The sequence below is a fragment of the Salipiger abyssi genome, assembly GCF_017311415.1.
GTDB lineage: Bacteria > Pseudomonadota > Alphaproteobacteria > Rhodobacterales > Rhodobacteraceae > Salipiger > Salipiger abyssi_A.
The window spans coordinates 171,369-194,608 of record NZ_JAEKIS010000002.1; the positions used below are offsets into that span (position 1 = coordinate 171,369).

23 protein-coding genes are annotated in these 23,240 nt (G+C 65.2%); 15 read left to right on the forward strand and 8 right to left on the reverse strand.

Annotation, left to right across the window (positions count from 1 at the left end; all coding sequences use genetic code 11):
• Both mfd and I6N89_RS04170 read right to left on the reverse strand, forming a co-directional pair.
• Nucleotides 1-3,477 carry a transcription-repair coupling factor gene (mfd, locus tag I6N89_RS04165; protein WP_207016960.1) on the reverse strand — a complete coding sequence of 1,159 codons (3,477 nt, stop codon included), beginning with the start codon at nt 3,475-3,477 and terminating at the stop codon, nt 1-3.
• Nucleotides 3,478-3,510: 33 nt separating this feature from the next.
• Nucleotides 3,511-4,038: a component of SufBCD complex gene (locus I6N89_RS04170; RefSeq protein WP_207016961.1), complete on the reverse strand. Its 528-nt coding sequence runs from the start codon at nt 4,036-4,038 to the stop codon at nt 3,511-3,513.
• Between the two features lie 102 nt (nt 4,039-4,140).
• On the opposite strand from I6N89_RS04170, the gene hemB reads away from it, so the two are divergent.
• Both hemB and I6N89_RS04180 read left to right on the forward strand, forming a co-directional pair.
• A complete protein-coding gene (gene hemB, locus I6N89_RS04175) occupies nt 4,141-5,139 on the forward strand; it encodes a porphobilinogen synthase (protein ID WP_207016962.1) in 999 nt (332 codons plus the stop codon).
• Nucleotides 5,140-5,273: 134 nt separating this feature from the next.
• Nucleotides 5,274-5,828 carry a YSC84-related protein gene (locus tag I6N89_RS04180; protein WP_207016963.1) on the forward strand — a complete coding sequence of 185 codons (555 nt, stop codon included), beginning with the start codon at nt 5,274-5,276 and terminating at the stop codon, nt 5,826-5,828.
• A gap of 167 nt (nt 5,829-5,995) precedes the next feature.
• On the opposite strand, the gene I6N89_RS04185 is transcribed toward I6N89_RS04180, so the two are convergent.
• Complete coding sequence (locus I6N89_RS04185) at nt 5,996-6,265, reverse strand: usg protein (protein WP_207016964.1); 270 nt, start codon at nt 6,263-6,265, stop codon at nt 5,996-5,998.
• A gap of 231 nt (nt 6,266-6,496) precedes the next feature.
• Here I6N89_RS04185 and gyrA point away from each other — a divergent pair, with 231 nt between their 5' ends.
• The 3 genes from gyrA to I6N89_RS04200 all read left to right on the forward strand — a co-directional run bounded on the left by gyrA (nt 6,497) and on the right by I6N89_RS04200 (nt 11,213).
• A complete protein-coding gene (gyrA, locus tag I6N89_RS04190) occupies nt 6,497-9,208 on the forward strand; it encodes a DNA gyrase subunit A (protein ID WP_236016424.1) in 2,712 nt (903 codons plus the stop codon).
• Between the two features lie 203 nt (nt 9,209-9,411).
• The gene (locus I6N89_RS04195; protein WP_207016966.1) at nt 9,412-10,107 is read left to right on the forward strand and encodes a M48 family metalloprotease; all 696 of its coding nucleotides are present in this window, start codon (nt 9,412-9,414) and stop codon (nt 10,105-10,107) included.
• 203 nt (nt 10,108-10,310) lie between these two features.
• The gene (locus tag I6N89_RS04200; RefSeq protein ID WP_207016967.1) at nt 10,311-11,213 is read left to right on the forward strand and encodes a hypothetical protein; all 903 of its coding nucleotides are present in this window, start codon (nt 10,311-10,313) and stop codon (nt 11,211-11,213) included.
• 114 nt (nt 11,214-11,327) lie between these two features.
• On the opposite strand, the gene I6N89_RS04205 is transcribed toward I6N89_RS04200, so the two are convergent.
• Entirely contained in the window at nt 11,328-11,633 is a 306-nt protein-coding gene (locus I6N89_RS04205) for a hypothetical protein (protein WP_207016968.1), read from the reverse strand.
• A gap of 199 nt (nt 11,634-11,832) precedes the next feature.
• On the opposite strand from I6N89_RS04205, the gene thrS reads away from it, so the two are divergent.
• From thrS to I6N89_RS04230, 5 genes are all read left to right on the forward strand, one after another.
• Nucleotides 11,833-13,782 (forward strand): threonine--tRNA ligase, encoded by a 1,950-nt coding sequence (thrS, locus tag I6N89_RS04210; protein ID WP_207016969.1) that lies wholly within the window; start codon nt 11,833-11,835, stop codon nt 13,780-13,782.
• Between the two features lie 303 nt (nt 13,783-14,085).
• A complete protein-coding gene (locus tag I6N89_RS04215) occupies nt 14,086-14,391 on the forward strand; it encodes a DUF2282 domain-containing protein (protein ID WP_076704705.1) in 306 nt (101 codons plus the stop codon).
• 55 nt (nt 14,392-14,446) lie between these two features.
• Nucleotides 14,447-15,295 (forward strand): DUF692 domain-containing protein, encoded by an 849-nt coding sequence (locus tag I6N89_RS04220; protein WP_207016970.1) that lies wholly within the window; start codon nt 14,447-14,449, stop codon nt 15,293-15,295.
• The gene (locus tag I6N89_RS04225; protein WP_207016971.1) at nt 15,292-16,038 is read left to right on the forward strand and encodes a DNA-binding domain-containing protein; all 747 of its coding nucleotides are present in this window, start codon (nt 15,292-15,294) and stop codon (nt 16,036-16,038) included. Before I6N89_RS04220 ends, I6N89_RS04225 begins: the two co-directional genes overlap by 4 nt.
• Entirely contained in the window at nt 16,035-16,595 is a 561-nt protein-coding gene (locus I6N89_RS04230) for a DoxX family membrane protein (RefSeq protein WP_207016972.1), read from the forward strand. Before I6N89_RS04225 ends, I6N89_RS04230 begins: the two co-directional genes overlap by 4 nt.
• Here the strand turns inward: I6N89_RS04230 and I6N89_RS04235 are convergent.
• Nucleotides 16,592-16,912, reverse strand: coding sequence for an ArsC/Spx/MgsR family protein (locus tag I6N89_RS04235; RefSeq protein ID WP_207016973.1), 321 nt, complete (start codon nt 16,910-16,912; stop codon nt 16,592-16,594). The two genes, I6N89_RS04230 and I6N89_RS04235, sit on opposite strands and share 4 nt — an antisense overlap.
• A gap of 224 nt (nt 16,913-17,136) precedes the next feature.
• Between I6N89_RS04235 and I6N89_RS04240 the strand changes: the two genes are divergently transcribed.
• Nucleotides 17,137-17,343: a cold-shock protein gene (locus I6N89_RS04240; protein WP_076704715.1), complete on the forward strand. Its 207-nt coding sequence runs from the start codon at nt 17,137-17,139 to the stop codon at nt 17,341-17,343.
• 113 nt (nt 17,344-17,456) lie between these two features.
• On the opposite strand, the gene I6N89_RS04245 is transcribed toward I6N89_RS04240, so the two are convergent.
• Entirely contained in the window at nt 17,457-18,362 is a 906-nt protein-coding gene (locus I6N89_RS04245) for a LysR family transcriptional regulator (protein WP_207016974.1), read from the reverse strand.
• Between the two features lie 130 nt (nt 18,363-18,492).
• Here I6N89_RS04245 and metF point away from each other — a divergent pair, with 130 nt between their 5' ends.
• The 4 genes from metF to eda all read left to right on the forward strand — a co-directional run bounded on the left by metF (nt 18,493) and on the right by eda (nt 22,485).
• On the forward strand, nt 18,493-19,359 hold the full coding sequence (gene metF, locus I6N89_RS04250) for a methylenetetrahydrofolate reductase [NAD(P)H] (RefSeq protein ID WP_207016975.1): 867 nt from the start codon (nt 18,493-18,495) through the stop codon (nt 19,357-19,359).
• A 384-nt stretch (nt 19,360-19,743) separates the two neighbouring features.
• The gene (locus I6N89_RS04255) at nt 19,744-20,526 is read left to right on the forward strand and encodes an HAD-IIB family hydrolase (protein WP_207016976.1); all 783 of its coding nucleotides are present in this window, start codon (nt 19,744-19,746) and stop codon (nt 20,524-20,526) included.
• Nucleotides 20,527-21,747, forward strand: coding sequence for a glycosyl transferase (locus tag I6N89_RS04260; protein ID WP_207016977.1), 1,221 nt, complete (start codon nt 20,527-20,529; stop codon nt 21,745-21,747).
• 90 nt (nt 21,748-21,837) lie between these two features.
• The gene (gene eda, locus I6N89_RS04265; protein ID WP_207016978.1) at nt 21,838-22,485 is read left to right on the forward strand and encodes a bifunctional 4-hydroxy-2-oxoglutarate aldolase/2-dehydro-3-deoxy-phosphogluconate aldolase; all 648 of its coding nucleotides are present in this window, start codon (nt 21,838-21,840) and stop codon (nt 22,483-22,485) included.
• Nucleotides 22,486-22,536: 51 nt separating this feature from the next.
• On the opposite strand, the gene I6N89_RS04270 is transcribed toward eda, so the two are convergent.
• Together I6N89_RS04270 and I6N89_RS04275 are read right to left on the reverse strand one after the other, a co-directional pair.
• Nucleotides 22,537-22,740, reverse strand: a complete 204-nt coding sequence (locus I6N89_RS04270) for a helix-turn-helix transcriptional regulator (RefSeq protein ID WP_207016979.1) — start codon at nt 22,738-22,740, stop codon at nt 22,537-22,539.
• Nucleotides 22,737-23,105, reverse strand: coding sequence for a hypothetical protein (locus I6N89_RS04275; protein ID WP_207016980.1), 369 nt, complete (start codon nt 23,103-23,105; stop codon nt 22,737-22,739). Before I6N89_RS04275 ends, I6N89_RS04270 begins: the two co-directional genes overlap by 4 nt.
• Between the last annotated feature and the right edge of the window lie 135 nt (nt 23,106-23,240).

The following is a 23,240-nucleotide window of genomic DNA, read 5'->3' on the forward strand; positions in this document are numbered from 1 at the left end:
TCAGGCCTCCTTCTTCAGCCGGATCGCACCGGCCTTTTCCGCCAGATCGCGGGCGATGGCATAGGCGCCCTTGATCTTGTCGCTGTCCTTCTTCCAGTCGCGCCGCACCACGATCTTGTTGTCCTTGATCTTGGCGAGCCCGTTCTGATCCTGGATGAAAGAGACCAGCCCCTCGGGCTTGGCGAACTTGTCGTTGTGGAACTGGATCGTCGCGCCCTTGGGCCCGCCGTCGAGCTTGGCGATGCCGGCGCGCTTGCACATGTCCTTGATGCGCACCACCAGCAGCAGCGTGTTGACCTCCTTCGGCAGCTTGCCGAACCGGTCGATGAGCTCGGCGGCGAAACCTTCGAGCTCGACCTTGGTGGAAAGCTCGCTGAGGCGCCGGTAGAGCCCCAGCCGCACGTCGAGATCGGGCACGTAATCCTCGGGGATCAGCACCGGCACGCCGAGATTGATCTGCGGCGCCCATTGCCCGTCGTCTTCCAGCAGCCCCTCGGTCTCGCCCGACTTGATCTTGGCAATCGCCTCTTCCAGCATCGACTGGTAAAGCTCATAGCCCACATCGCGCATCTGGCCCGACTGCTCCTCGCCGAGCAGGTTGCCGGCGCCGCGAATGTCCAGATCCTGGCTCGCCAGCGTAAAGCCCGCCCCCAGCGTGTCGAGCGAGCCCAGCACGCGCAGCCGCTTCTCGGCGGTATCGGTGAGGCGCGCGCGCGGTTTCGTCGTCATATAGGCATAGGCGCGGGTCTTGGAGCGCCCGACCCGGCCACGGATCTGGTAGAGCTGCGCGAGGCCGAACATGTCGGCGCGGTGCACCACCATGGTGTTGGCGGTGGGAATGTCGAGCCCGCTCTCGACGATGGTGGTGGCCAGCAGCACGTCGAACTTGCCGTCGTAAAACGCGTTCATCTTGTCGTCGAGCTCGCCCGCCGGCATCTGACCGTGGGCGACGACATAGCTCACCTCGGGCACCTGTTCGCGCAGGAATTCCTCTATTTCGGGAAGATCCGAAATACGCGGCACCACATAGAAACTCTGCCCGCCCCGGTAATGTTCACGCAGCAGCGCCTCGCGGATGGTGACCGCATCGAATTCGCTCACATAGGTGCGGATCGCCAGCCGGTCGACCGGCGGCGTGCCGATGATCGACAGATCCCGCACGCCCGAGAGCGACAGTTGCAGCGTGCGCGGGATCGGCGTGGCGGTGAGCGTCAGCACATGGATGTCGGAGCGGAGCTGTTTCAGACGCTCCTTGTGGCCGACGCCGAAATGCTGCTCCTCGTCGATGATCAACAGGCCGAGATTCTGGAAGCGGATGTTCTTGGCGAGCAGCGCATGGGTGCCGACCGCGATATCGACCGTGCCCTTGGCGATGCCGTCACGGGTCTTGGCCGCCTGCCCCGATGAGACGAAGCGCGACAGCGGCGCCACATTGATCGGGAAGCCGCGAAAGCGCTCGGCAAAGCTCTTGTAATGCTGCCGCGCCAGCAGCGTGGTGGGCGCGATCACCGCCACCTGAACGCCGGACATGGCGGCGACGAAGGCCGCGCGCATGGCGACCTCTGTCTTGCCGAAGCCGACATCGCCGCAGATCAGCCGATCCATCGGCTGGCCGCTGTCCATATCCGCCAGCACATCCTCGATGGCGCGGATCTGGTCGTCGGTCTCGGTATAGGGAAAGCGCGCGCAAAAGCTCTCCCAGGCGCCCGGCGGCGGGTCGATGACGGGCGCCTTGCGCAACGCGCGCTCGGCGGCAACGCGGATGAGCTTGTCCGCCATCTCGCGGATGCGCTCCTTGAGCCGCGCCTTCTTGGCCTGCCAGGCGCCGCCGCCGAGACGGTCGAGCAGCCCGTCCTCATGACCGTAACGGCTCAGCAGTTCGATATTCTCCACCGGCAGGTAAAGCCGCGCGCCCTCGGCATATTCCAGCAGCAGGCATTCATGCGCGGCACCGGCGGCGGTGATCACCTCCATGCCCTGATAGCGCCCGATTCCGTGATCCACATGCACCACCAGATCGCCCGGAGACAGAGATTGCGTCTCGGTCAGGAAATTCTCGGCCTTGCGGCGCTTTTTCGGCGCGCGGATCAGCCGGTCGCCCAGCACGTCCTGTTCGGAAATCACCGTGATCCGCTGCCGGTCCTTCGGATCGCCCCAGGGCGCCTCGAAGCCGCTTTCCAGCGCCCAGACCGCCAGATGCAGCCCGCGCTTGCCGATGCGGGTGCCGTTGCCGACCGGGATCGCCTCGGCCAGCCCCTCATCCTCGATAAGCCCGGTCAGGCGCTCGCGCGCGCCCTCGGACCACGAGGCGATGAGCACCGGTCCGTCCTGAAGCTTCTTGCGAACATGGTCCGCCAAGGCGCTGAAGAGGCTGATATTTTCCTGCTGCCGCTCGGGCGCGAAATTGCGCCCGATACGCCCGCCCGCATCCACCACGCCCGGCCCGCTGGCCTGTTGCAGCGGGTGGAACTGCACCGCGCGGCGGCCCTCCAGCGCCGCCTCCCAGGCGGCATCGTCGAGATAGAGCTGCCCCGGCGGCACGGGCTTGTAGACCGAGTCCATCCGGCCCTTCTGCGCCATGGCGTGGCGGCGGGTCTGGTACTGATCCTCGATGCTCTCCCAGCGCGCCAGCCGGGCCGGCGTAAGCTGGTCGTCCATCAGCACCGGCGCGCCGGGCAGGTAGTCGAACAGCGTCTCCAGCCGCTCGTGGAAGAACGGCAGCCAGTGCTCCATGCCCTGCTGCTTGCGCCCGGCACTGACCGACTCGTAAAGCGGATCGTCGGTGCCGCCGGCGCCGAACTCGATCCGGTAATTCTGCCGGAACCGGGTGATCGCCGCCTCGTCGAGAATGACCTCCGAGACCGGCGCCAGCTCGATCATGTCGAGCTTTTCGGTGGTGCGCTGCGAGATCGCGTCAAAGCGCCGCGCCCCGTCCAGCACATCGCCGAAGAGGTCGAGCCGCACCGGCCCGCCCTCGCCCGGCGGGTAGATGTCGATGATGCCGCCGCGAATGGCATAATCGCCCGGCTCGGTCACCGTGGGCGCCTGGGAAAAACCCATGCGCACGAGGAAGGCGCGCAGCCCGGCCTCGTCGATCCGGTCGCCGACGCGGGCGGCAAAGGCCGCCTCGCGCAGCACCTCGCGCGCGGGCAGATACTGCGTCGCCGCCGAGAGCGTGGTCAGCAGGATGAAGCGCTGCGGCATCCCGTGCACCAGCCCCGCCAGCGTCGACATGCGCGCCGCCGAGATATCGGGATTGGGCGACACCCGGTCGTATGGCAGGCAATCCCAGGCGGGAAAGCTCATCACCGGCATATCCGGCGCGAAAAAGGCCAGCGCCTCGCGCAGCGCGGCCATGCGCTTGTCGTCGCGCGCGATATGAATGACGGGGCCGTGCGATTTCTCGGCCTCAGCCAGAACCAGCCTGGCGTCGAAGCCTTCGGGCGCGCCGCCCATGATGATGCGGGTGTGTGACATGGAAAAGGGATGTGGCGCGGGCGCGCGCTGCCGTCAACCGCCCAGAATGCTGTGGGACATATTCTGGAACATTCCCCAGAGCGCGGTGACGAAGATCGACAGCATGCCGATCACCTGCGTCCAGAAGCGATGACTGGTCAGCCGCTTCCACAGATCCGGTCCGCTCAGCGCGTCGCGGCGGATGCGGGCGGCGGTCGCAACGCTCATCAGCCCGACCATCGACATCGGAAAGCCCAGCAGGAACAGCGCCTGCATCAGCTCGACGCCATAGACAAAGCCCGAGACCGCCAGAACGCTCAGCACCGCCGAGCCGAGTGCCACGATCCAAAGCCCCGCCCCCTCGGCGATGAGCAGCAGCCGGTTCACGTTGATCCGAGTCATGTCCTCGAGATCCTCCGCCGCCTGCTCGCCATGTCGGCGGGCGCGGATGACCATGTCGAAGGGCACGCCCAGCACCCAGTGGCTGGCGGTGGACCAGACCACCGCCAGCGCGATCCAGAACCACAGGTTCGAGAACGAGCGCATGTCGATGGTTTCGAAAACGATGAGATACCAGTCCAAGGCGGCCCGATGTCCTTATGCAGAGGGCCCGCGTGTCCGGGGCCTTGTGAGAGCCGTCTTTCCATGCCACCCAAGGAACGCGTTTACAAGAGAGGCCCTCCGATGAAACCCACGATTGCCGCCTTCCCGGCCACACGGCTGCGCCGTCTTCGCAAATCCCCCGCGATCCGTGCGCTGGTCGGTCAGTCGGTTCTGACCCCGGGCGATTTCATCTGGCCGATCTTCGTGCGCGACGGCGAGGGCGTGGTCGAACCGGTGGCCTCGATGCCCGGCGTGAACCGGCTGTCGGTCGACAAGGTGGTCGAGGCGGCGCGCGAGGCGCATGCGCTGGGCATCCCGGCGATCTGCCTGTTTCCCTATACCGACCCGGCGAAAAAGACCGAGGATTGCGCCGAGGCCTGGAACCCCGAGAACCTGTCGAACCGCGCCACCCGCGCGATCAAGGACGCGGTGCCCGATCTCGCGGTGATGACCGACGTGGCGCTCGACCCCTATAGCAGCACCGGCCATGACGGCTTTGTCGTCGATGGCGAGATCGTCAATGACGAGACCGTCGAGGCGCTGGTGAAACAGGCGATGAGCCAGGCCCGCGCCGGCGCCGACATCATCGGCCCATCCGACATGATGGACGGCCGCATCGGCGCGATCCGCAACGAGCTGGAGCGCGAGGGCTTCCGCAACACGTTGCTGCTCTCCTATGCCGCGAAATATGCCAGCGCCTTTTACGGGCCGTTCCGCGACGCGGTCGGCGCCTCGGGCGCACTCAAGGGCGACAAGACCACCTATCAGATGCAGCCGGGCAATTCCGACGAGGCCATGCGGCTGGTGGAGCGCGATCTCTGCGAAGGCGCCGACATGATCATGGTCAAACCCGGCATGCCCTATCTCGACATCTGCCGCCGCGCCAAGGAGATGTTCGGCGCGCCGACCTTCGCCTACCAGGTCTCGGGCGAATACGCGATGCTGGCGGGCGCCGCCGAGCGCGGCTGGCTTGACCACGACCGGGTCATGCTCGAAAGCCTGACCGCGTTCAAACGCGCCGGCTGCGACGGCGTGCTGACCTATTTCGCGCCCGCCGCGGCAAAGCTGCTCAACGGCTGAGGCGGATTGCCGCGCGCACCGCTCGTTGCGGCGTGACAGCCGCGCCGGGCGCGGTTATACTGCGCCACAACCGGCGAAACAGCCGGGTTTCAGAGGCACCGGCAAATCATCAATACAGGACATTGAGCAGACCAATGGATATGACCCGACGCACGCTCACCCTCGGCCTGGGGGCAATGGGCGTTTTGAGCGCATGTGGTAACGGTATCGGCAGTTCGGGCAGCGCCAAGATCGACGCCCGCGTGAACGCCACGCTGAGCCAGATGTACAGCCAGTTTCCCGGCACGGTGAACCTGTCGGAAAAGGCGGCGGGGCTGCTCGTCATGCCGCTGGTCACCGAAGCGGGGCTCGGCCTCGGCGGCGCCTATGGGCGCGGCGCGCTGCGCGTCGGTGGCGCCACGGTGGACTATTACTCGATGGTGCGCGGCTCCGGTGGGCTTCAGATCGGCGCGCAGCAATATGCGCATGTGCTGTTCTTCATGACCGACGAGGCGCTGATGAATTTCCGCCGCTCGCCGGGCTGGGCCGCCGCCGCCAATATCGAATACGCCACCCCCGAGAAAGGCGACACGCTGGCCGCCGAAACCACGACCTCGCTGTCGCCGGTCATCGCGGTGATTTTCGGCCAGTCCGGCCTGCGGGTCGGCGCGACCCTGGAAGGCACGAAATACACCCGCATCATTCCCTGACAGGACCGCAGGAGGGGCCAGCCCCTCTTGTCCCGGATCGTTGATCCGGGACAATTCACCCCGGGTTATTTATCTGCCAATGGAAACCCTCTGCGTTTCCATTGGCCTTCAAATATCCCGGGGGATGCGCGCCCCGGCGCGCGAGGGGCAGCGCCCCCAAGACGACCTCAGTGATAGCGGAACTCCCCCACCACCTGCCGCCACTCTCCGGCAGAGACCATTTTGCGGTGGGTGTAGCGGATCGAATGCAGCGGGCCCTCGATCTTTTCCTGCCAGAACTCGATGAATTCGAAGAGCTTCGGGTGATCCGGCGCCAGATCGTAATCCTGCCAGACGAAGGTGTTGAGAACGTTCCGGTAATCCGGCATCCGGTAGAAGATCTCGGCAGTGGTCAGACCGTAGCCCCTGAGCATGAGTTCCGTCGGCGTTTCCTGCATCGCTTTACCTCATCATGGTTCCATGTTTATAAGCCTGCGCGCCGAGTCGTTATTTTTCAACAAAAACAGATTGTTAGCAGGCAATCCCGGTGGCTGCCAGATTTGTGGTGCCGCTGCCATTGCGCCCCATATCCTGTCTCTGATATAAGCTTTCTCAACAACATATAGCATAACGACGGACAGGCGAGCATCGTGACCGACACGCCGGAACCCCCTGAAAACGATGACGAAATGAGCGGACCGCAGCGCCCCGCGCCGAGCGGACCGGCGATCTCGATCATCGACGAGATGAAGTCGAGCTATCTCGACTACGCCATGAGCGTGATCGTCAGCCGCGCGATCCCGGATCTGCGCGACGGGCTGAAACCCGTGCACCGGCGCATCCTTTATACGCTCTGGGAGAACGGGCAGACCAAGTCCAAGGGCTATCGCAAATGCGCCACCGCCGTGGGCGACGTGATGGGCCGCTATCACCCGCATGGCGACTCGGCGGTCTATGACGCGCTGGTGCGCATGGCGCAGGATTTCTCCATGTCGCTGCCGCTGATCGACGGTCAGGGCAATTTCGGCTCCATGGATGGCGACCCGCCCGCCGCCTACCGGTATACGGAATCGCGGCTGGAACGTTCCGCCGAGGCGCTGCTGGAGGATATCGACAAGGATACCGTCGATTTCGTCCCCAACTACGCCAACGAGCGCAACGAGCCCGTGGTGCTGCCGGCGCGTTATCCCAACGTGCTGGTCAACGGTGCCGAGGGCATCGCCGTCGGCATGGCCACACGCATCCCGCCGCACAATCTGGGCGAGGTGATCGACGCCACGCTGGCGCTGATCGAGAACCCCGATCTCAGCTCGGAGCAGCTTATCGAGTACATCCCCGCCCCGGATTTCCCCACGGGCGGCGTGATCCTCGGGCGCTCGGGCGCGCGCAAGGCCTATCTCGAAGGCCGCGGCTCGGTGATCATCCGCGCCAAGACCCGCGTCGAGGAGATCAAGCGCGACCGCTATGCCATCGTCATCGACGAGATCCCCTATCAGGTGAACAAGGCGACGATGATCGAGCGCATCGCCGAGGCCGTGCGCGACAAGAAGATCGAGGGCATTTCCCATGTGCAGGACGAATCCGACCGCTCCGGCGTGCGGGTCGTCGTCGAGCTCAAGCGCGACGCCACCGCCGAGGTGGTGCTGAACCAGCTCTTCCGCTTCACGCCGATGCAGACCAGCTTTGCCTGCAACATGCTGGCGCTGAATGGCGGCCGGCCCGAGCAGCTCACCCTGCGCGGCTTCCTCACCGCCTTCGTGGATTTCCGCGAGGATGTGGTGGCGCGCCGCACCGCCTATCTGCTGCGCAAGGCGCGTGAGCGGAGCCATATCCTCTGCGGTCTCGCCGTGGCGGTCAGCAATGTCGACGAGGTGGTCGCCACGATTCGCGCCTCGCAGGATGCGTCAGAAGCGCGCGAAAAGCTGATGACCCGGCGCTGGCCGGCGCATGACATCGCCGCCTATATCCAGCTCATCGACGATCCGACCCACAAGATGAACGAGGACGGCACCTATAACCTGAGCGAAAGCCAGGCCCGCGCCATCCTCGAGCTGCGCCTGCAACGGCTGACCCAGCTCGGCGTCAAGGAGGTGACGGACGAGCTCGAAGAGCTGGCGAAGAAGATCAAGGAATATCTTGAAATCCTCGGCTCGCGCGAGCGCATCATGGAGATCATCACCAACGAGATGGTCGCCGTGAAGGAGCAGTTCGCCGTGCCCCGCCGCACCGAGATCGCCGACTGGGCCGGCGACATGGACGACGAGGACCTGATCGAGCGCGAGGACATGGTCGTCACGGTCACCGCCGGCGGCTATATCAAGCGCACGCCGCTGGCCGAATTCCGCGCCCAGAAGCGCGGCGGCAAGGGCGTGTCTGGCGGCTCGCTGAAGGAAGACGACGTCGTCACGCAGCTCTTTGTGGCCAATACCCACACGCAGCTCTTGTTCTTCACCACCGCCGGCATGGTCTACAAGCTCAAATGCTGGCGCCTGCCGCAGGGTGGCCGTACCTCCAAGGGCAAGGCCATCGTCAATATCCTGCCGATCCCGCAGGGCGTCTCGGTGGCGGCGATCATGCCCGTCGACCGCGACGAGGAGGATTGGGACGATCTGCAAATCGTTTTCGCCACCTCCAAGGGCTCGGTGCGCCGCAACCGGCTGTCGGATTTCACCAACGTCATGCGCAACGGCAAGATCGCGATGAAATTCGAGGGTGACGACGAGGCCACCCGGCTGATCAATGCCCGCATCTGCTCCGAAGACGACGACGTCATGCTGGTCACCGATTCCGGTCGCGCGATCCGCTTCCCGGTGCCCGATGTGCGTGTGTTCAACTCGCGCAACTCCACCGGCGTGCGCGGCGTCAAGCTGAACAATGGCGACGAGGTCGTGTCGATGTCGGTGATCCGCCACTTCGAAGCCGAGTCCGACGAACGCGCCTCCTATCTCAAGATGCGCCGCCTGATGGCCGGGGTGACCGAGGACGAGGGTGCCGACGAGGAAGACGGCAATGCCGACAGCCTGCTGCCGTCCGAGCGCTATGCCGAGATGTCGGCGGCGGAAAACCTGATCCTCACGATCACCGCCAAGGGTCTGGGCAAGCTGTCCTCGTCGCATGACTACCCGATCCGGGGCCGTGGCGGCATGGGCGTGACCGCCTGGGAAAAATCCATGCGCGGCGGGCCGATCGTGGCCTCCTTCCCGGTGGAGATGGACGACCAGATCATGCTCGCCACCTCCACCGGCCAGTCGATCCGCGTGCCGGTCGAGGGCATCTCCTTCCGCTCGCGCAGCGCCGGCGGCGTGAAGGTGTTCAACACCCGCGCCGGCGAGACGGTGGTTTCCGTCGCCTGGATCGCCGATCAGGGCGACGACGAGGAAGAGGGTGAGGCCGAGAGCTGATCTCTGCCACGGAACGACGCACGGACATCCCGGCCGGGTCCCTTGGCCGGGATGTTTTTTTGAGTATTTTCAGAAAGATGAAAGACCATCTGCATTCATCTTTCCGATAAATACTCACATTGCGACATTGCGGGCCGGGCGCGATGGTCTGGCGGAGGCACGGCGCTCTTGGCCGGTGGGGGCTGAGACCCCATATTGCGAATATGCTGAAGTTCACGCCGATTCTGCTCGCCCTGCTCTATGCGATTGCAATGTATCGCTTTTCCGTCTGGCGCACCGCGCGCGAGCTGGACGCGAAATCGACCGAGCTGGCCGATGCGCAGCTCAAGGCGCTGACCGACCGCATGGCGCGCGCGCTCGACCTGCCGCGCATCCGGGTGAATATCTACGAGATCGAACCGGTGAACGGGCTGGCGGCGCCGGACGGGCGGATCTTCATCACGCGGGGGTTTTACAACCGTTACCGCGCCGGCGAGGTCAGCGCCGAGGAGATGGCCAGCGTCATCGCCCATGAGCTGGGCCATGTGGCGCTGGGGCATTCACGGCGGCGGATGATCGATTTTTCCGGCCAGAACGCGCTGCGCACGGCGCTCGCAATGGTGCTGTCGCGCTTTCTGCCGGGCATCGGGCCGTGGCTTGCCAATATGCTGATGTCGCTGCTCGCGGCCCGGCTGTCGCGCGGCGACGAATACGAGGCCGACGCCTATGCCGCCGCCCTGCTGCACAAGGCCGGCATCGGTGTCGGGCCGCAGAAGTCCTTGTTTTCCAAGCTCGAAGCGCTCACCGCAAATCGCGGCGGCGCGATGCCCGCCTGGCTGCTCTCGCATCCCAAGACGCATGAGCGCATCGCCGCTCTGGAAAAGCTCGAAGCCCGCTGGTCGACCACGCAACGCGGCTGAGCCCGGCGCGCCCTGCCCCTTTCTTATCCCCTTCTACTCCCGGTCATTGGAAACGATGTGTTTCCTCTGCACCGGGATTTTCATGTCTAAAATACGGCCCTTGCATGCTATTCCCGCCACATTGTGGCGTTGACGCGACGGTATCCACGGCCTGTTCGGGCCCAGACAAATCGGAAGAATTCCGTTCACGGGAAGGGAAAGTAATGCCTGATTATTCGAAAATCTTTACCTACGAGGTGGAAGGCCTGTCCTACACGGTCTCGCTTTACGAGCAGGACGGCGCCTTTCTGGCGGATATTTCCGTCCTCGAAGGCGGCATGGATGTAAACGCGATCTATTTCGGCGATGACGAGTTTTCCGGCGAAAGCGTCTCGCTCGATGGCCCTCTCAACATGAACGGCACCCGGCTCGACGGCGAGCGCATCCAGTGGGACGATGCCGAGGCGCTCAGCGATCCGGGCCTCGGGCCGGAGGGCGAGGACAAGGAAACCTATGTTTCCGAGGGTGACACGCTGACCGTCGAGCTCGATGTCGAAAGCCTCGACGAGATCGACATATTTGGCATCCGAGCCACCTCCACCAGCACCGATTCCGGTTCGATCAAGGCGGTCTCCGACGATCCGGAGGAACCCGAAGAGCCCGAGGATCCCGAAGAGCCGACCTTCGAGAAGGTGCTGTTCGGCACCGATGTCTCGGAAAGCGGCGAGGTGTTCGACGGTGTGTTCATCGTCGACGAACCGCGCGAGGGTTACGAGTATTCGCTCCCCGAGGGCGAAGAGCCGAGTTTCGAGAACTACCTCAGCTATTACGAGGAAGAAGTGGACGGCTACGACATCCCCTCGCTCGACTCGATCGTCTTCTATTCCTTCCACGAGGACGGCTACCCGGTCGAGCAGTTCCGCATCGACGCGCCGGAAGGCGGCTTCCAGAGCGCCGACGAGGTGCTCGAGGCCTATGACGCCGCCATCGAGGCGGGCGCACTCGATCCCGAGGAGGTCGGCAGTGGCGACCTGATCGCAGCGCTCAGCCTCGGGGAAGAGGACGATACGCCGGAAGACGCCATCGAGGATGACGGCGAGGCCGAAGACGACCTCGAAATGGTATGATCCACCGGACGGGCGCTGCGGCGCCCGTCTTGCCTTGCGGGCTGGAGGACACGCATGCAGGGCGTATGTTCAGCACGCCCCTCCGCACGCGCTGCGAAGGGTCACCAGCCCCCCTCAGAGATCGAGCAGCCATTTGATGCGCCGGCGCTTTTCGGAATCGGTGCGGTCGCTGTAAATCACATCGCGCAGCCGCGCGCTCTGCCCCGCCGGGATCATCGCGGGGTCGAGCCCCGGCACGAGGAATATGAGCTGCTGCTGTTCCGCATAGGTCAGCGGAATCGACCGCCCGTAAGTGAGCGGCAGATCGCGCGTATTGGGCCGCGACCCGCTATCGGCAGAGGCCGCGACCGGCGCCAGGAGCGCGGTCGCAAGCCCGAGACAGAGCGCGCCGCAGAGCTTTGCCGAGACAGTTGTCGTCATTGCACAGACCTTTCTCTTTTCCTTAAAGATATTCAGCTATTGCGCCGCCGCAAGCCCCCGGGACACAGGCCGGGCACAGGTTTTCGCCCTCCGCAGCGGGGTTCTTGACACCCCTGCCCCCGCGCGCCACAAGGCGGCACCGACATAACCCGCAACCGGGCGTTCCGTGGGCGCCAAACTGACGAGGAGAGCCAGACACATGGCCCAAATCTCTCTTACCTTTCCCGATGGCAATGCGCGTGAATTCGACAAGGGCGTGACCCCTGCCGAGGTCGCCGCGTCGATCTCGAAATCGCTCGGCAAGAAGGCCATCTCGGCCATGGTCGACGGGCAGCACTGGGATCTGCAATGGCCGATCGAGGCCGATGCGTCCATCGCCATCAACACCATGCAGGACGAAGCCCCGGCGCTCGAACTCATCCGGCACGACATGGCCCACGTCATGGCCCGCGCCGTGCAGGAGATCTGGCCTGCCACCAAGGTTACCATCGGCCCGGTGACGGAACACGGCTGGTTCTACGATTTCGACCGCGAAGAGCCCTTCACCCCCGAAGATCTCGGCCAGATCGAGGCGAAGATGAAGGAGATCATCAACGCCCGCGAGCCGGTGACCACCGAGATCTGGGAGCGCGAGCGCGCGCGCAAGTTCTACGAGGAGAACGGCGAGCCCTATAAGGTCGAGCTGGTGGACCGCATCCCCGAGGATGCGGCGATCCGCATGTACTGGCATGGCGGCTGGCAGGATCTGTGCCGCGGCCCGCATCTTCAGCATACCGGCCAGCTTCCGGCGGATGCGTTCAAGCTCATGGGCGTCTCCGGCGCCTACTGGTTCGGCGATGTGAACCGGCCGATGCTTCAGCGCGTCTCGGGCGTGGCCTTCCGCAACCGCGACGATCTCAAGAAATACCTCAATTTCCTTGAGGAAGCCGCCAAGCGCGACCACCGCAAGCTGGGCCGCGAGATGGATCTCTTCCACATGCAGGAAGAGGCGCCGGGCCAGGTCTTCTGGCACCCGAACGGCTGGTCCATCTACACCACGCTGCAAGACTATATGCGCCGCCAGCAGCAGCGCGGCGGCTATGTCGAGGTGAACACGCCGCAGGTCGTCGACCGCAAGCTGTGGGAAGCCTCGGGTCACTGGGAGAAATACCAGGACAATATGTTCATCGTCGAGGTGGACGAGGAGCATGCGCGCGAGAAATCGGTGAACGCGCTGAAGCCGATGAACTGCCCCTGTCACGTTCAGATCTTCAACCAGGGGCTCAAGAGCTATCGCGACCTGCCGCTGCGCATGGCCGAATTCGGCTCTTGCAACCGCTACGAGCCCTCGGGCGCGCTGCACGGCATCATGCGGGTGCGCGGGTTCACGCAGGACGATGCGCATATCTTCTGCACTGAAGAGCAGATCGCCGAGGAGACCGAGAAATTCATCGGCTTTCTCGCCGGCATCTACCGCGATCTCGGCTTCCCGACCTACAAGATCAAGTTCTCCGACCGGCCCGACACCCGCGCCGGCTCGGACGAGGTCTGGGACCGCGCCGAAAAAGCGCTGATGGATGCCACGCGCGCGGTCACCAACGATGTGGAGCTGAACCCGGGCGAAGGCGCGTTCTACGGGCCCAAGCTGGAATTCGTGCTGACCGACGCCATCGGGCGCGACTGGCAATGCGGCACGCTCCAGGTGGATTTCGTGCTGCCCGAGCGGCTGGACGCGACCTATATCGGCAAGGACGGCGACAAGCACCGCCCGGTGATGCTGCACCGTGCGACGCTGGGCTCCTTCGAACGCTTCATCGGCATTCTGATCGAAGAACACGCGGGCAAGCTGCCCTTCTGGCTGGCGCCGCGTCAGGTGGTGGTCGCCTCGATCACCTCGGAGGCGGACGAGTATGTTTATGAGGTCGTGAACGCGCTGAAGGCCGCCGGGGTGCGGGCCGAGGCGGACACACGCAACGAAAAGATCAACTACAAGGTGCGCGAGCATTCCGTGGGCAAGGTGCCGGTGATCCTCGCCGTAGGCCATCGCGAAGTCGAGGAGCGCACCGTGACCGTGCGCCGGCTTGGCGAAAAGCAGACCCAGGTGCGTCCGCTCGATGAGCTCGCCGCCGAGTTGGCTCTGGATGCGACACCGCCGGACCTGCGCGACTGATCGCTGAGCATTGTAACAATTCTCACGCCTGGCCCCCGCAGCCTCCGCGGGGGCCGGTTGCGTTGTAACATCCGTGATCGCAGGCCACGCCTGACGTAGCGGAATGTTTCAGCGCCGCAAAAATCTCCCATTCTTTCAATCCCCTGCGTTCTGCCGCCCGGGCGGAGCTGCTGACGCAGCCTGACACACGCGTGAAGAACGGCGCCGTGAATGGCCCGTGGCGACGTGTCGCGGCACCCTGTGAGAGCCCGAGGGAGGACCCGCCGGGCTCAACGGGACAAACCAGATTAGGGAAGTCAAATCATGTCGAACAAAGTGAAATCCGCCGCGCTGATGGGCGCCGTCGCCGCCGCTCTGACCATGACCGCGCATGTCGCTCAGGCGCAGGAGAAGGAGAAATGCTTCGGTGTGGCGCTGGCCGGCCAGAACGACTGCGCCGCCGGCCCCGGCACCACCTGCGCCGGCACATCCAAGGTCGATTATCAGGGCAATGCCTGGACGCTGGTCGATGCCGGCACCTGCATGGAAGTCGAGCTGCCGGCGATGATGGACGGCACCGAGCGCATGGGCTCGCTCGAAGCGCTCGACCGCGATCTGCCGCAATCGTGACGGCTGCGCGGGGCGGTGCAGGCCGCCCCGCGCCATTCCTTGGGGGGACAGGCCCATGACACGCACCATTCTGCCCGCCGCGCCGGGCGTCGGCTACAAGCCGCAGCATTTCGACGACATCCTTGCCGGCGCCGCGCCGGTGCAATGGCTGGAGATCCATGCCGAGAACTACATGGGCGACGGTGGCCGCCCGCTGGCGCAGCTCCGCGCGCTGGCAGAGCGCTTTGCCATCTCGGTACATGGGGTCGGCCTCTCCATCGGCGGCGAAGGCGCGCTCGACCCTGACCATCTCGCGCGGCTGAAGCATCTCATCGGCTGGCTGAACCCGGCGAGTTTTTCCGAACATCTCGCCTGGTCCACCCATGACAGCGCGTTCCTGAACGATTTGCTGCCGCTGCCTTATACAGATGCAACGCTGAGCCGGGTGGTCGATCATATCGACCAGGTGCAGCAGGCTCTGGGCCGGCCCATGCTGCTGGAAAACCCCTCCTCCTATCTCGCTTTCGCCGAGAGCAGCTGGGAAGAGCCCGCATTCCTGCGCGAGATCGCCCGGCGCAGCGGCTGCGGGTTGCTGCTCGACGTCAACAATGTCTTTGTCTCCGCCACCAATCTCGGCTTCACGCCGCAGAGCTATATCGACGCCTTCCCGCTGGAGCTGGTGGGCGAGATCCATGTCGGCGGCCATGACACGGATGAGGACGACCACGGCGCGCCGCTGCTGATCGACAGCCACGGGCGCGAGGTGGCCGATCCGGTCTGGGCGCTGCTCGATTACACGCTGGCGCGTTCCGGGCCGAAACCGGTGCTGATCGAATGGGACACTGACGTGCCCGACTGGTCAGTCCTGGCCGAAGAGGCCCGCAGGGCGGATGAGGCGCTCTCCCGTCTGAGGATCGCCGCATGAGCCAGACCGCATTCCACCACGCGCTGCTCGACGCCACGCGCCCGGTGCCGCAGAACCTCACCGACGGCATGGGCCGCCCCGCCGGGCGTCGCTATGCGGTCTATCGCAACAATGTCGCGGTCTCGCTGAGCGAGGCGCTCGCCACCGGCTTTCCCGCAACCGCCGCGCTGCTGGGCGAGACGAATTTCGCCCGGCTATCCGCCCGCTTCCTGCGCCAGCACCCGCCCGCCTCGCCGCTGCTCCTGCAATACGGCGCCGGCTTCCCGGCCTTTCTCGACGGCATCGACGGGCTGGGCCGCCTGCCCTTCCTCTCCGATATCGCCCGGCTCGACCTCGCTTTGCGCCGCGCCTATCACGCCGCCGATGCGCGCCCCATCGCGCCCGAGGCGCTCGCCGCGCTCGATGCCGAGACCTTGCCCGCCGCCCGCCTGCACCTCGCACCTGCCGTGCAGCTCCTCGCCTCGCGCTGGCCCATCGTGGAGATCCGCGCCTATGCGCTGGGTGAGCGCACCGCGCCGCCTGCAAGCGCCGCGCAGGATGTCATCGTCACCCGGCCCGGCTTCGACCCGCTACCCTTGCCCCTGCCCGCACAAGGCTTTGCCTTCGCCGCCGCGTTGCGCTCCGGCATGCGGCTCGGCGATGCGGTCACGCAATGCGGCCCCGGTTTCGACCCCGCCGCCACGCTGGCGCTGCTGCTGGCCAATGGCGCCATCGCCGCCATCGACACCGGAGGCGCAGAATGACCCTGCTTCTCACCCTCTACGACCGCGCCACCCAGAGGCTTGCGCTTTATGGCGACGGCGCGCTGCCGCTGCTCGCGCGCTTCACCTTCGCCGCCACGCTGCTGGTCTATTTCTGGGCCTCGGCACGCACCAAGATCGGCGACGGGGTCTTGGGCCTGCTCCGCCCCTCCACCGGCGCCTATGCGCAGATCTTTCCCAGACAGTTCGAGGCGGCGGGCTACGATGCCAGCCAGCTCGGCGCGCTGCACTGGCTGGTGACCGTCGCCGGCACCTGGGCCGAGATCCTGCTGCCGCTGCTCATCGCCGCCGGGCTCTTCACCCGGCTCGCGGCACTCGGCATGGCGGGCTTTGTCGCGGTGCAGAGCCTCACCGATCTCTACGGTCATGGCGGCATCGCCCATGCCGAAACCCTCGGCGCATGGTTCGACCGCATGCCCGATGCGCTGATCCTCGATCAGCGGCTGCTGTGGCTGCTCTGCCTCGCGGTGCTGGTGATGAAAGGCGGCGGCTGGCTCTCTGCCGACCGGCTGCTGCTCCGCCGCCGTGCCACCGCCTAGACCTGCGCCGAAAGCGCCGCCTGCACCGTCTTGTCCCAGCCCAGATAGAGCTGCCCGCCATCCTCGATGAGCGGGCGCTTCATCAGCGCCGGATGCTGCTGCAAGAGCTCCAGCGGCGGCGTCGCGCGCTCCGCCTCGGAAAGCCCGCGCCAGGTAGTCGAGCGGGTGTTCACCAGCTTTTCACCGAAGGTTTCATAGGCCCGCGCCAGCAGATCCGGCGAAATCCCGTCTGCCCGCACATCCACCAGCTCCGCCTGCGGCAGTGCTTTCAGCGCCTTGCGGCAGGTATCGCAGTTCTTCAGCCCGTATAGTCGCATCTCGCCCTCTCCATCGGCTCCAAAGCTCAATTTAACGCCGATTGCTGCGACAGCGAAGTGTTTCGCTTGATTTTTACATCACCTGTGCAACCCTTTTTTCCGTGACCTTCGACGATCAGCAACGGAAATCCCTTGTCGGGCTGACCTCCCCTGAAAGGCGAATGTGACGGGGCGCCCGGCCTTGCCGGGGTAAACATTAGGAAGACTGGAAGGAGCACGGGAACATGCCGAACGGCACCGTGAAATGGTTCAACACGACCAAAGGCTATGGCTTTATTGCGCCGGACGAAGGCGGCAAGGACGTATTTGTACATATCTCGGCGGTCGAACGCTCGGGACTGACCGGCCTCGCCGACAATCAGAAGGTGAGCTACGAGCTCAAGGAAGGCCGCGACGGTCGCATGATGGCCTCCGATCTCAAGACCCTCTGAAACAACCCGAATTCCGTGCCCCGGCCCTTGTCCTGGGGCCGGGGACAGATGCTGCCCGCGCATCCTCTATCGACGGGTTTTCGCGCGCCGCCGGTGCCGCGACACGCTCCTGTTCACTGCGATTGCAGCCGACGCGCTTCTTCGCCCGCGAGGCGGACGAGATCCCGCATATAGGGCTTTTCCAGATCCTCGCTGCGTGCCGCCGCATAGAGCCTGCGGGTCAGCCCGTGTTCGGTCAGCGGCCGCGTGACGTAATCGGAATTGTACTTCACCTCGCGCACCACCCAGTCGGGCAGCACCGATACACCGCGATTCGACGCAACCAGCAGCAGAATCACCGCCGTCAGTTCCACCTGCCGGATCGCGGCGGGCTCGACCCGCGCCGGGGTGAGCAGTTGCGAGAACACATCGAGCCGCGAGCGTTCCACCGGATAGGTGATCAGCGTCTCGCCGCGAAAATCCTCCGCCTCGATCCAGGGTTTCGCCGCCAGCGGATGCGCCGCCGCCGCCACGAAAACCGGGCTGTAATCGAAGAGCGGGGTAAAGGTGACGCCGGGCAGATCCTCCGGATCGGAGGAGATCACCACATCCACATCCTCCTTCTGAAGCGCCGGCAGCGCGTCGAAGGCCAGCCCCGGGCGAATGTCCACATCCACATCCGGCCAGCTCTTGCGGAACGCCTCCAGCACCGGGAACAACCATTCGAAACAGGCGTGGCATTCGATCGCGATATGCAGCCGCCCCGAGCGCCCGGCGCGCAGCCCGGCAAACTCCGCCTGCGCCGCCTCGACCTGCGGCAGCACCTGCTCGGCCAGCCGCAAAAGCCGCAGCCCCGCCGCCGAAAGCCGCATCGGTTTCGACCGGCGCACAAAGAGCTCGACCCCGGCCTGATCCTCCAGCCCCTTGATCTGATGGGACAAAGCCGATTGCGTGATATTGAGCTGATCCGCCGCGCGCGCCAGACCGCCCGCTTCGTGGATCGCCTTGATGGTGCGCAGATGGCGGAATTCCAGGTGCATCCCTAAGTTTCACTCATGTTGTTCTTGAGATTTATGAGTTTGTCTCACAATGCGGTTTCTGCGACAAGGGCGTGAATGAGAGGACGTCCCTGGCACCGCCAGGCGGTCTTGGAACATAAGGACGCTGGCCATGAAACGCCCCGAAATTTCTTTCGAATTCTTCCCGCCCCGCAATATCGAGGCGACTTTCCGTCTGTGGGACACCGTGCAGGCGCTGGCACCGCTGGACCCGCGCTTTGTCTCGGTGACCTATGGCGCCGGCGGCACCACCCGCGAGCTGACCCGTGACGTGGTGGCGACCCTGCACAAGCATTCCGGGCTGAACGTCGCCGCGCATCTGACCTGCGTCGATGCCACCAAGGAAGAGACGCTGGCCATTGTCGAGCAGTTCCGCGCCTCCGGCGTGACCGATATCGTGGCGCTGCGCGGCGATCCGCCCAAGGGCGCCACCGGCTTCACCCCGCATCCCGAGGGCTTTGGCAGCTCGGTCGAGCTGATCGAGGCGCTGCGCGAGACCGGCGATTTCAACATTCGCGTCGGCGCCTATCCCGACGTGCATCCCGATGCGGTCTCGGGTCAGGCGGATATCGAGTTCCTCAAGCGCAAGTTCGACGCCGGCGCCACCGAGGCGCTGACGCAGTTCTTCTTCGAAGCCGAGACCTTCTTCCGCTTCCGCGACGCCTGCGAGAGGGCGGGCATCGACAAGCCGATCGTGCCGGGCATCCTACCGATCGAGAACTGGAAGGGCGCGCGCCGCTTTGCCGAGAATTGCGGCACCAAGATCCCCGCCTGGGTGATCGAAGCCTTCGACCGCGCCGAGCGTGACGGGCGGCAGGATCTGCTGGCCACGGCGATCTGCACCGAGCTCTGCTCGGAGCTGATCGAGGGCGGTGTGGACAAGCTGCATTTCTACACGCTGAACCGGCCCGAGCTGACCCGCGACGTGTGTTTCGCACTCGGCGTGGCACCGGATGTGAAGCTCGAACACGTCGCGTGAGCTGCGGTGGGCAGATTGCCCACCCTACACTTGAGCGGTGCCCTGGCGCGGGACAAGGCGAAGCCGCCGCGCCATCGCCGGCCCGCCCCCCGGGCTGGCGATTTGCTGACGTCAGGGCCGCGTGTCGAGGTCATTCGGATTTGGCCGGGATAAATCAAGAGCCTCGTAGCTTGGCTCGCCAACCCGCGGGCCGGCGATGGCGCGGCTCTCCCGGCGTGGCGCTGTAGGCTGAGCAATCTGCCAACCATCCCGCCCAATTTCGCGCCTCTCGCCACCCGATGCGCCAATGTGACCCCGCGCCACCTGTAAAGAATCTCGCGCCCGCGCTTCCCTCTGCCTGCGATACGGTTACTGTGATCGAAAACGGCGAGGGAAGAGCAACGCGTGCGGCTCATCGTATTCACGGATCTGGACGGCACCCTGCTGAATCATTCCGATTACAGCCATGACGCGGCGCAGCCCGCGCTCGACGCGCTGCAAAGGCACAAGATCCCGCTGATCCTCGCCAGCTCCAAGACCGCCGCCGAAATCCTGCCGCTTCATCAGGAGCTTGGCCTCGGCGACTGGCCCATCATCGCGGAGAACGGCGCCGCGCGCATCAGCCCCGGCGCGGCGGAAACCGACCGCGCGGCCTATGCCCGGCTCCGCGAGATCCTCTGCGCCCTGCCCGACGATCTGCGCGCGCCGTTTCGCGGCTTCGGCGATATGAGCGATGCCGAGGTCGCCGAAATCACCGGCCTGCCGCCCGCCGCCGCCACGCTTGCCCGGCAGCGCAATTTCTCCGAGCCCGGGCTCTGGCAAGGCCCGCCCGAGCGGCTCGACGCCTTCCTCGCCGCGCTCAAGACCCATGGCGTGACAGCACGACGCGGCGGGCGCTTCCTGACGCTCTCCTTCGGCGGCACCAAGGCGCAGCAGATGGCAGGTATCATGACCGATCTCGGCGCCGACACTGCCATTGCGCTCGGCGACGCGCCCAATGACGTGGAAATGCTGGAACAAGCCGATCACGGCGTGATCGTCCGCAACGATCACGGCAAGGGCATCCCCACCCTGCCCGGCGAAGCCGCCGGGCGCATCACGCGCAGCGCGCAGCCCGGTCCCGAGGGCTGGAACGCCGCGATCCTCGCGCTTCTCGACAGGCTCGGAATGAACGGGAGAGCTAAATAAATGGCCGATTTTCACCAGAACGGCAACATCGCCCAGTTCCACAACCTGCGCTCGCGCCCGCAGGAAGAGCTGATCTACGAGCTCGACACCTTTGCGCAGAGCCGCAAGATCTCGCTGATCCTGCCCTCGCTCTATTCCGAGCTCGAGGGCGACGCGCTGCCCAATATCCTCGCCGAGCTCTCCAAGGTCAGCTATCTGCACCGCATCATCATCGGGCTCGACCGCGCCGACGAGGCACAGTATCGCCACGCGCGCGAGTTCTTCTCGGTGCTGCCGCAGCTCACCACGGTGATCTGGAACGACAGCCCGCGCATGCTCGACATCATGGCCCGGCTCGAGGCGCTGGGGCTGGCACCGCAGGAGGCCGGCAAGGGCAAGAATGTCTGGGGCTGCATGGGCTATCTGATCTCCTGCGCCGACAGCGCGGTGATGGCGATCCACGATTGCGACATCGTCACCTACACGCGCGAGATGCTCGACCGTCTGGTCTATCCGGTGGCCAACCCGACCTTTTCCTACCAGCTTTCCAAGGGGTTCTATCCCCGCGTCGGACAGGGCAAGCTGAACGGGCGGGTAACGCGGCTGCTGGTCTCGCCGCTACTGATCGCGCTCAAGCGCACCATCGGCGACCGCGACTACATCGACTATCTGCGCGCCTTCCGCTACCCGCTCTCGGGCGAGATGGCGCTGCGCACCGGGCTGTTGCCCGACCTGCGCATCCCCTCCGACTGGGGGCTGGAGATCGGCGTGCTCTCGGAGGCGTGGCGCAATCTCGGACCGCGGCAGGTCTGTCAGGTCGAGATCGCCGACCAGTACGACCACAAGCATCAAGACCTTTCGGCGGAGGACGCCAATCAGGGCCTCTCGCGCATGTCGACCGATATCTGCAAGGCGATCTACCGCAAGCTCGCCGCCGACGGCACGGTCTTTACCCCGCATGTGTTCCGCACGCTGAAGGCGACCTATTACCGTTCGGCGCTGGATCTGCTGGAGGCCTATCACGCCGATGCCAAGATGAACGGGCTGACCATCGACCGCCACGCCGAGGAGCGCAGCATCGAGATGTTCGGCGACAACATCGCCCGCGCCGGACAGCTCTTTATCGAGAACCCGCAGGAGACGCCCTTTATTCCCACCTGGAACCGTGTGCATTCCGCCGACCCCACGCTGCTGGTCGATTTCCGGGCAGCGGTGGCAGCGGACGAGGCGGAATTCGGCTAGGTCGCGGCACAATGTTAGCGTCTTACATTCTGATGATCCACTGTGGTAGCAAGACGCCAGACTCACCACATTGATCGCGAAGGGCCCGACATGATCACTCCCGAGACCACCAGCCAGAAAGCCGAAACCCTCTGCCGCCTGGCACCGATCATTCCGGTTCTGGTGGTCGACGATGCGGCCCATGCGCGCCCCCTGGCCGAGGCGCTTGTGCGCGGCGGATTGCCGGCGCTGGAGGTCACCCTGCGCACCCCGGCGGCGCTCGAGGTCATCGCCGAGATGGCGGCGGTCGAGGGCGGCATGGTTGGCGCCGGCACGCTGCTGACCCCGGCCGATGTGGCGGCGGCGGTCGATGCGGGCGCGACATTCGGCGTCTCCCCGGGCGCCACCGACCGCCTGCTCGATGCCTGCGAAGAGGCCGGCCTGCCGCTGCTGCCCGGTGCCGCCACCGCCACCGAGGCGATGGCGCTGCTGGAGCGCGGCTATACGGTGCAGAAATTCTTCCCCGCCGAGGCCTCCGGCGGCGCACCGGCGCTCAAGGCCATCGGCGCGCCGCTGCCGCAGATCCGCTTTTGCCCGACGGGCGGGGTCAGCATGAAGAACGCCGGCGATTACCTGTGCCTCGGCAATGTGCTCTGCTGCGGCGGCAGCTGGGTCGCGCCGAAGGACAAGGTGACAGCGGGCGACTGGGAGGCGATCACGGCGCTTGCGGCAGAAGCGGCAGCGCTGCCGCGCGGCTGAGGAAAAGCGATCACAGCGCCTGTAAACGGTCGCGATGAACCGCGACCGGCCTCACGGCTCTTCCGGATCGGGTTGAAAGATCTCTTCGATTGTCAGGCCAAAGAGCTTTGCGATGCTGAAAGCGAGCGGCAGGCTGGGATCATACCGCCCCCGCTCCAGCGCGTTGACGGTCTGCCGTGACACCTTCAGGCAGGCGGCGAGATGCGCCTGCGACCACTCTCGCTGCCGGCGCAGCTCCTGAATACGGTTGTTCATCTGAAACGTAGCCGACCGACCATCACGCCGATGAACCATATCGCCGCCATGAGCGGCCAGACGGCGAACATCGAGATCTTGGGGAAGCCCATCCCCTCAAGAAAGCCGTAGGCGAAGGTAATCAACGCGGTTCCCATGAAAGACAGCGCGAGCGCCTCGAATTGCAGCTTGCGCTGCATCTCGTCCAGATCGCGGATCGCACGGATCACCACGGCGCAGATGAAAAGCGCCGGAATCATCGGCGTCAGGGCAACCAGCACCCGGACCGGCTGAATCCCGGTCCCCCCGGCGAGCAGCCGCTGTGACACAAGCAGCGTTGCCGCATATGCGACCAGTCCGATCATCAGCAAGAGCAGTTTGCGCATGGGAGCCTCCCCGAGAATGTAAAGAACACTTTACACATGCCGGGCAGCTCCCGGAGTGTCAAGTAGGCTTTACACGCCACAGGAATACCCCGCAGGTTTTATTCCCTGCGCGACGCTGAAGTGTGACGATGTTCT

Excerpts from the sequence above, each read along its gene's own strand:
- thrS (WP_207016969.1), top strand. The coding sequence starts at position 11,833 with ATGGCCCAAATCTCTCTTACCTTTCCCGATGGCAATGCGCGTGAATTC.
- I6N89_RS04270 (WP_207016979.1), bottom strand. The coding sequence starts at position 22,740 with ATGAACAACCGTATTCAGGAGCTGCGCCGGCAGCGAGAGTGGTCGCAG.
- I6N89_RS04205 (WP_207016968.1), bottom strand. The coding sequence starts at position 11,633 with ATGACGACAACTGTCTCGGCAAAGCTCTGCGGCGCGCTCTGTCTCGGG.
- eda (WP_207016978.1), top strand. The coding sequence starts at position 21,838 with ATGATCACTCCCGAGACCACCAGCCAGAAAGCCGAAACCCTCTGCCGC.
- I6N89_RS04245 (WP_207016974.1), bottom strand. The coding sequence starts at position 18,362 with ATGCACCTGGAATTCCGCCATCTGCGCACCATCAAGGCGATCCACGAA.
- I6N89_RS04185 (WP_207016964.1), bottom strand. The coding sequence starts at position 6,265 with ATGCAGGAAACGCCGACGGAACTCATGCTCAGGGGCTACGGTCTGACC.
- I6N89_RS04220 (WP_207016970.1), top strand. The coding sequence starts at position 14,447 with ATGACACGCACCATTCTGCCCGCCGCGCCGGGCGTCGGCTACAAGCCG.
- I6N89_RS04225 (WP_207016971.1), top strand. The coding sequence starts at position 15,292 with ATGAGCCAGACCGCATTCCACCACGCGCTGCTCGACGCCACGCGCCCG.
- I6N89_RS04260 (WP_207016977.1), top strand. The coding sequence starts at position 20,527 with ATGGCCGATTTTCACCAGAACGGCAACATCGCCCAGTTCCACAACCTG.
- I6N89_RS04180 (WP_207016963.1), top strand. The coding sequence starts at position 5,274 with ATGGATATGACCCGACGCACGCTCACCCTCGGCCTGGGGGCAATGGGC.
- I6N89_RS04275 (WP_207016980.1), bottom strand. The coding sequence starts at position 23,105 with ATGCGCAAACTGCTCTTGCTGATGATCGGACTGGTCGCATATGCGGCA.
- I6N89_RS04195 (WP_207016966.1), top strand. The coding sequence starts at position 9,412 with ATGCTGAAGTTCACGCCGATTCTGCTCGCCCTGCTCTATGCGATTGCA.
- gyrA (WP_236016424.1), top strand. The coding sequence starts at position 6,497 with ATGAGCGGACCGCAGCGCCCCGCGCCGAGCGGACCGGCGATCTCGATC.
- hemB (WP_207016962.1), top strand. The coding sequence starts at position 4,141 with ATGAAACCCACGATTGCCGCCTTCCCGGCCACACGGCTGCGCCGTCTT.
- I6N89_RS04235 (WP_207016973.1), bottom strand. The coding sequence starts at position 16,912 with ATGCGACTATACGGGCTGAAGAACTGCGATACCTGCCGCAAGGCGCTG.
- mfd (WP_207016960.1), bottom strand. The coding sequence starts at position 3,477 with ATGTCACACACCCGCATCATCATGGGCGGCGCGCCCGAAGGCTTCGAC.
- I6N89_RS04215 (WP_076704705.1), top strand. The coding sequence starts at position 14,086 with ATGTCGAACAAAGTGAAATCCGCCGCGCTGATGGGCGCCGTCGCCGCC.
- metF (WP_207016975.1), top strand. The coding sequence starts at position 18,493 with ATGAAACGCCCCGAAATTTCTTTCGAATTCTTCCCGCCCCGCAATATC.
- I6N89_RS04200 (WP_207016967.1), top strand. The coding sequence starts at position 10,311 with ATGCCTGATTATTCGAAAATCTTTACCTACGAGGTGGAAGGCCTGTCC.
- I6N89_RS04230 (WP_207016972.1), top strand. The coding sequence starts at position 16,035 with ATGACCCTGCTTCTCACCCTCTACGACCGCGCCACCCAGAGGCTTGCG.
- I6N89_RS04240 (WP_076704715.1), top strand. The coding sequence starts at position 17,137 with ATGCCGAACGGCACCGTGAAATGGTTCAACACGACCAAAGGCTATGGC.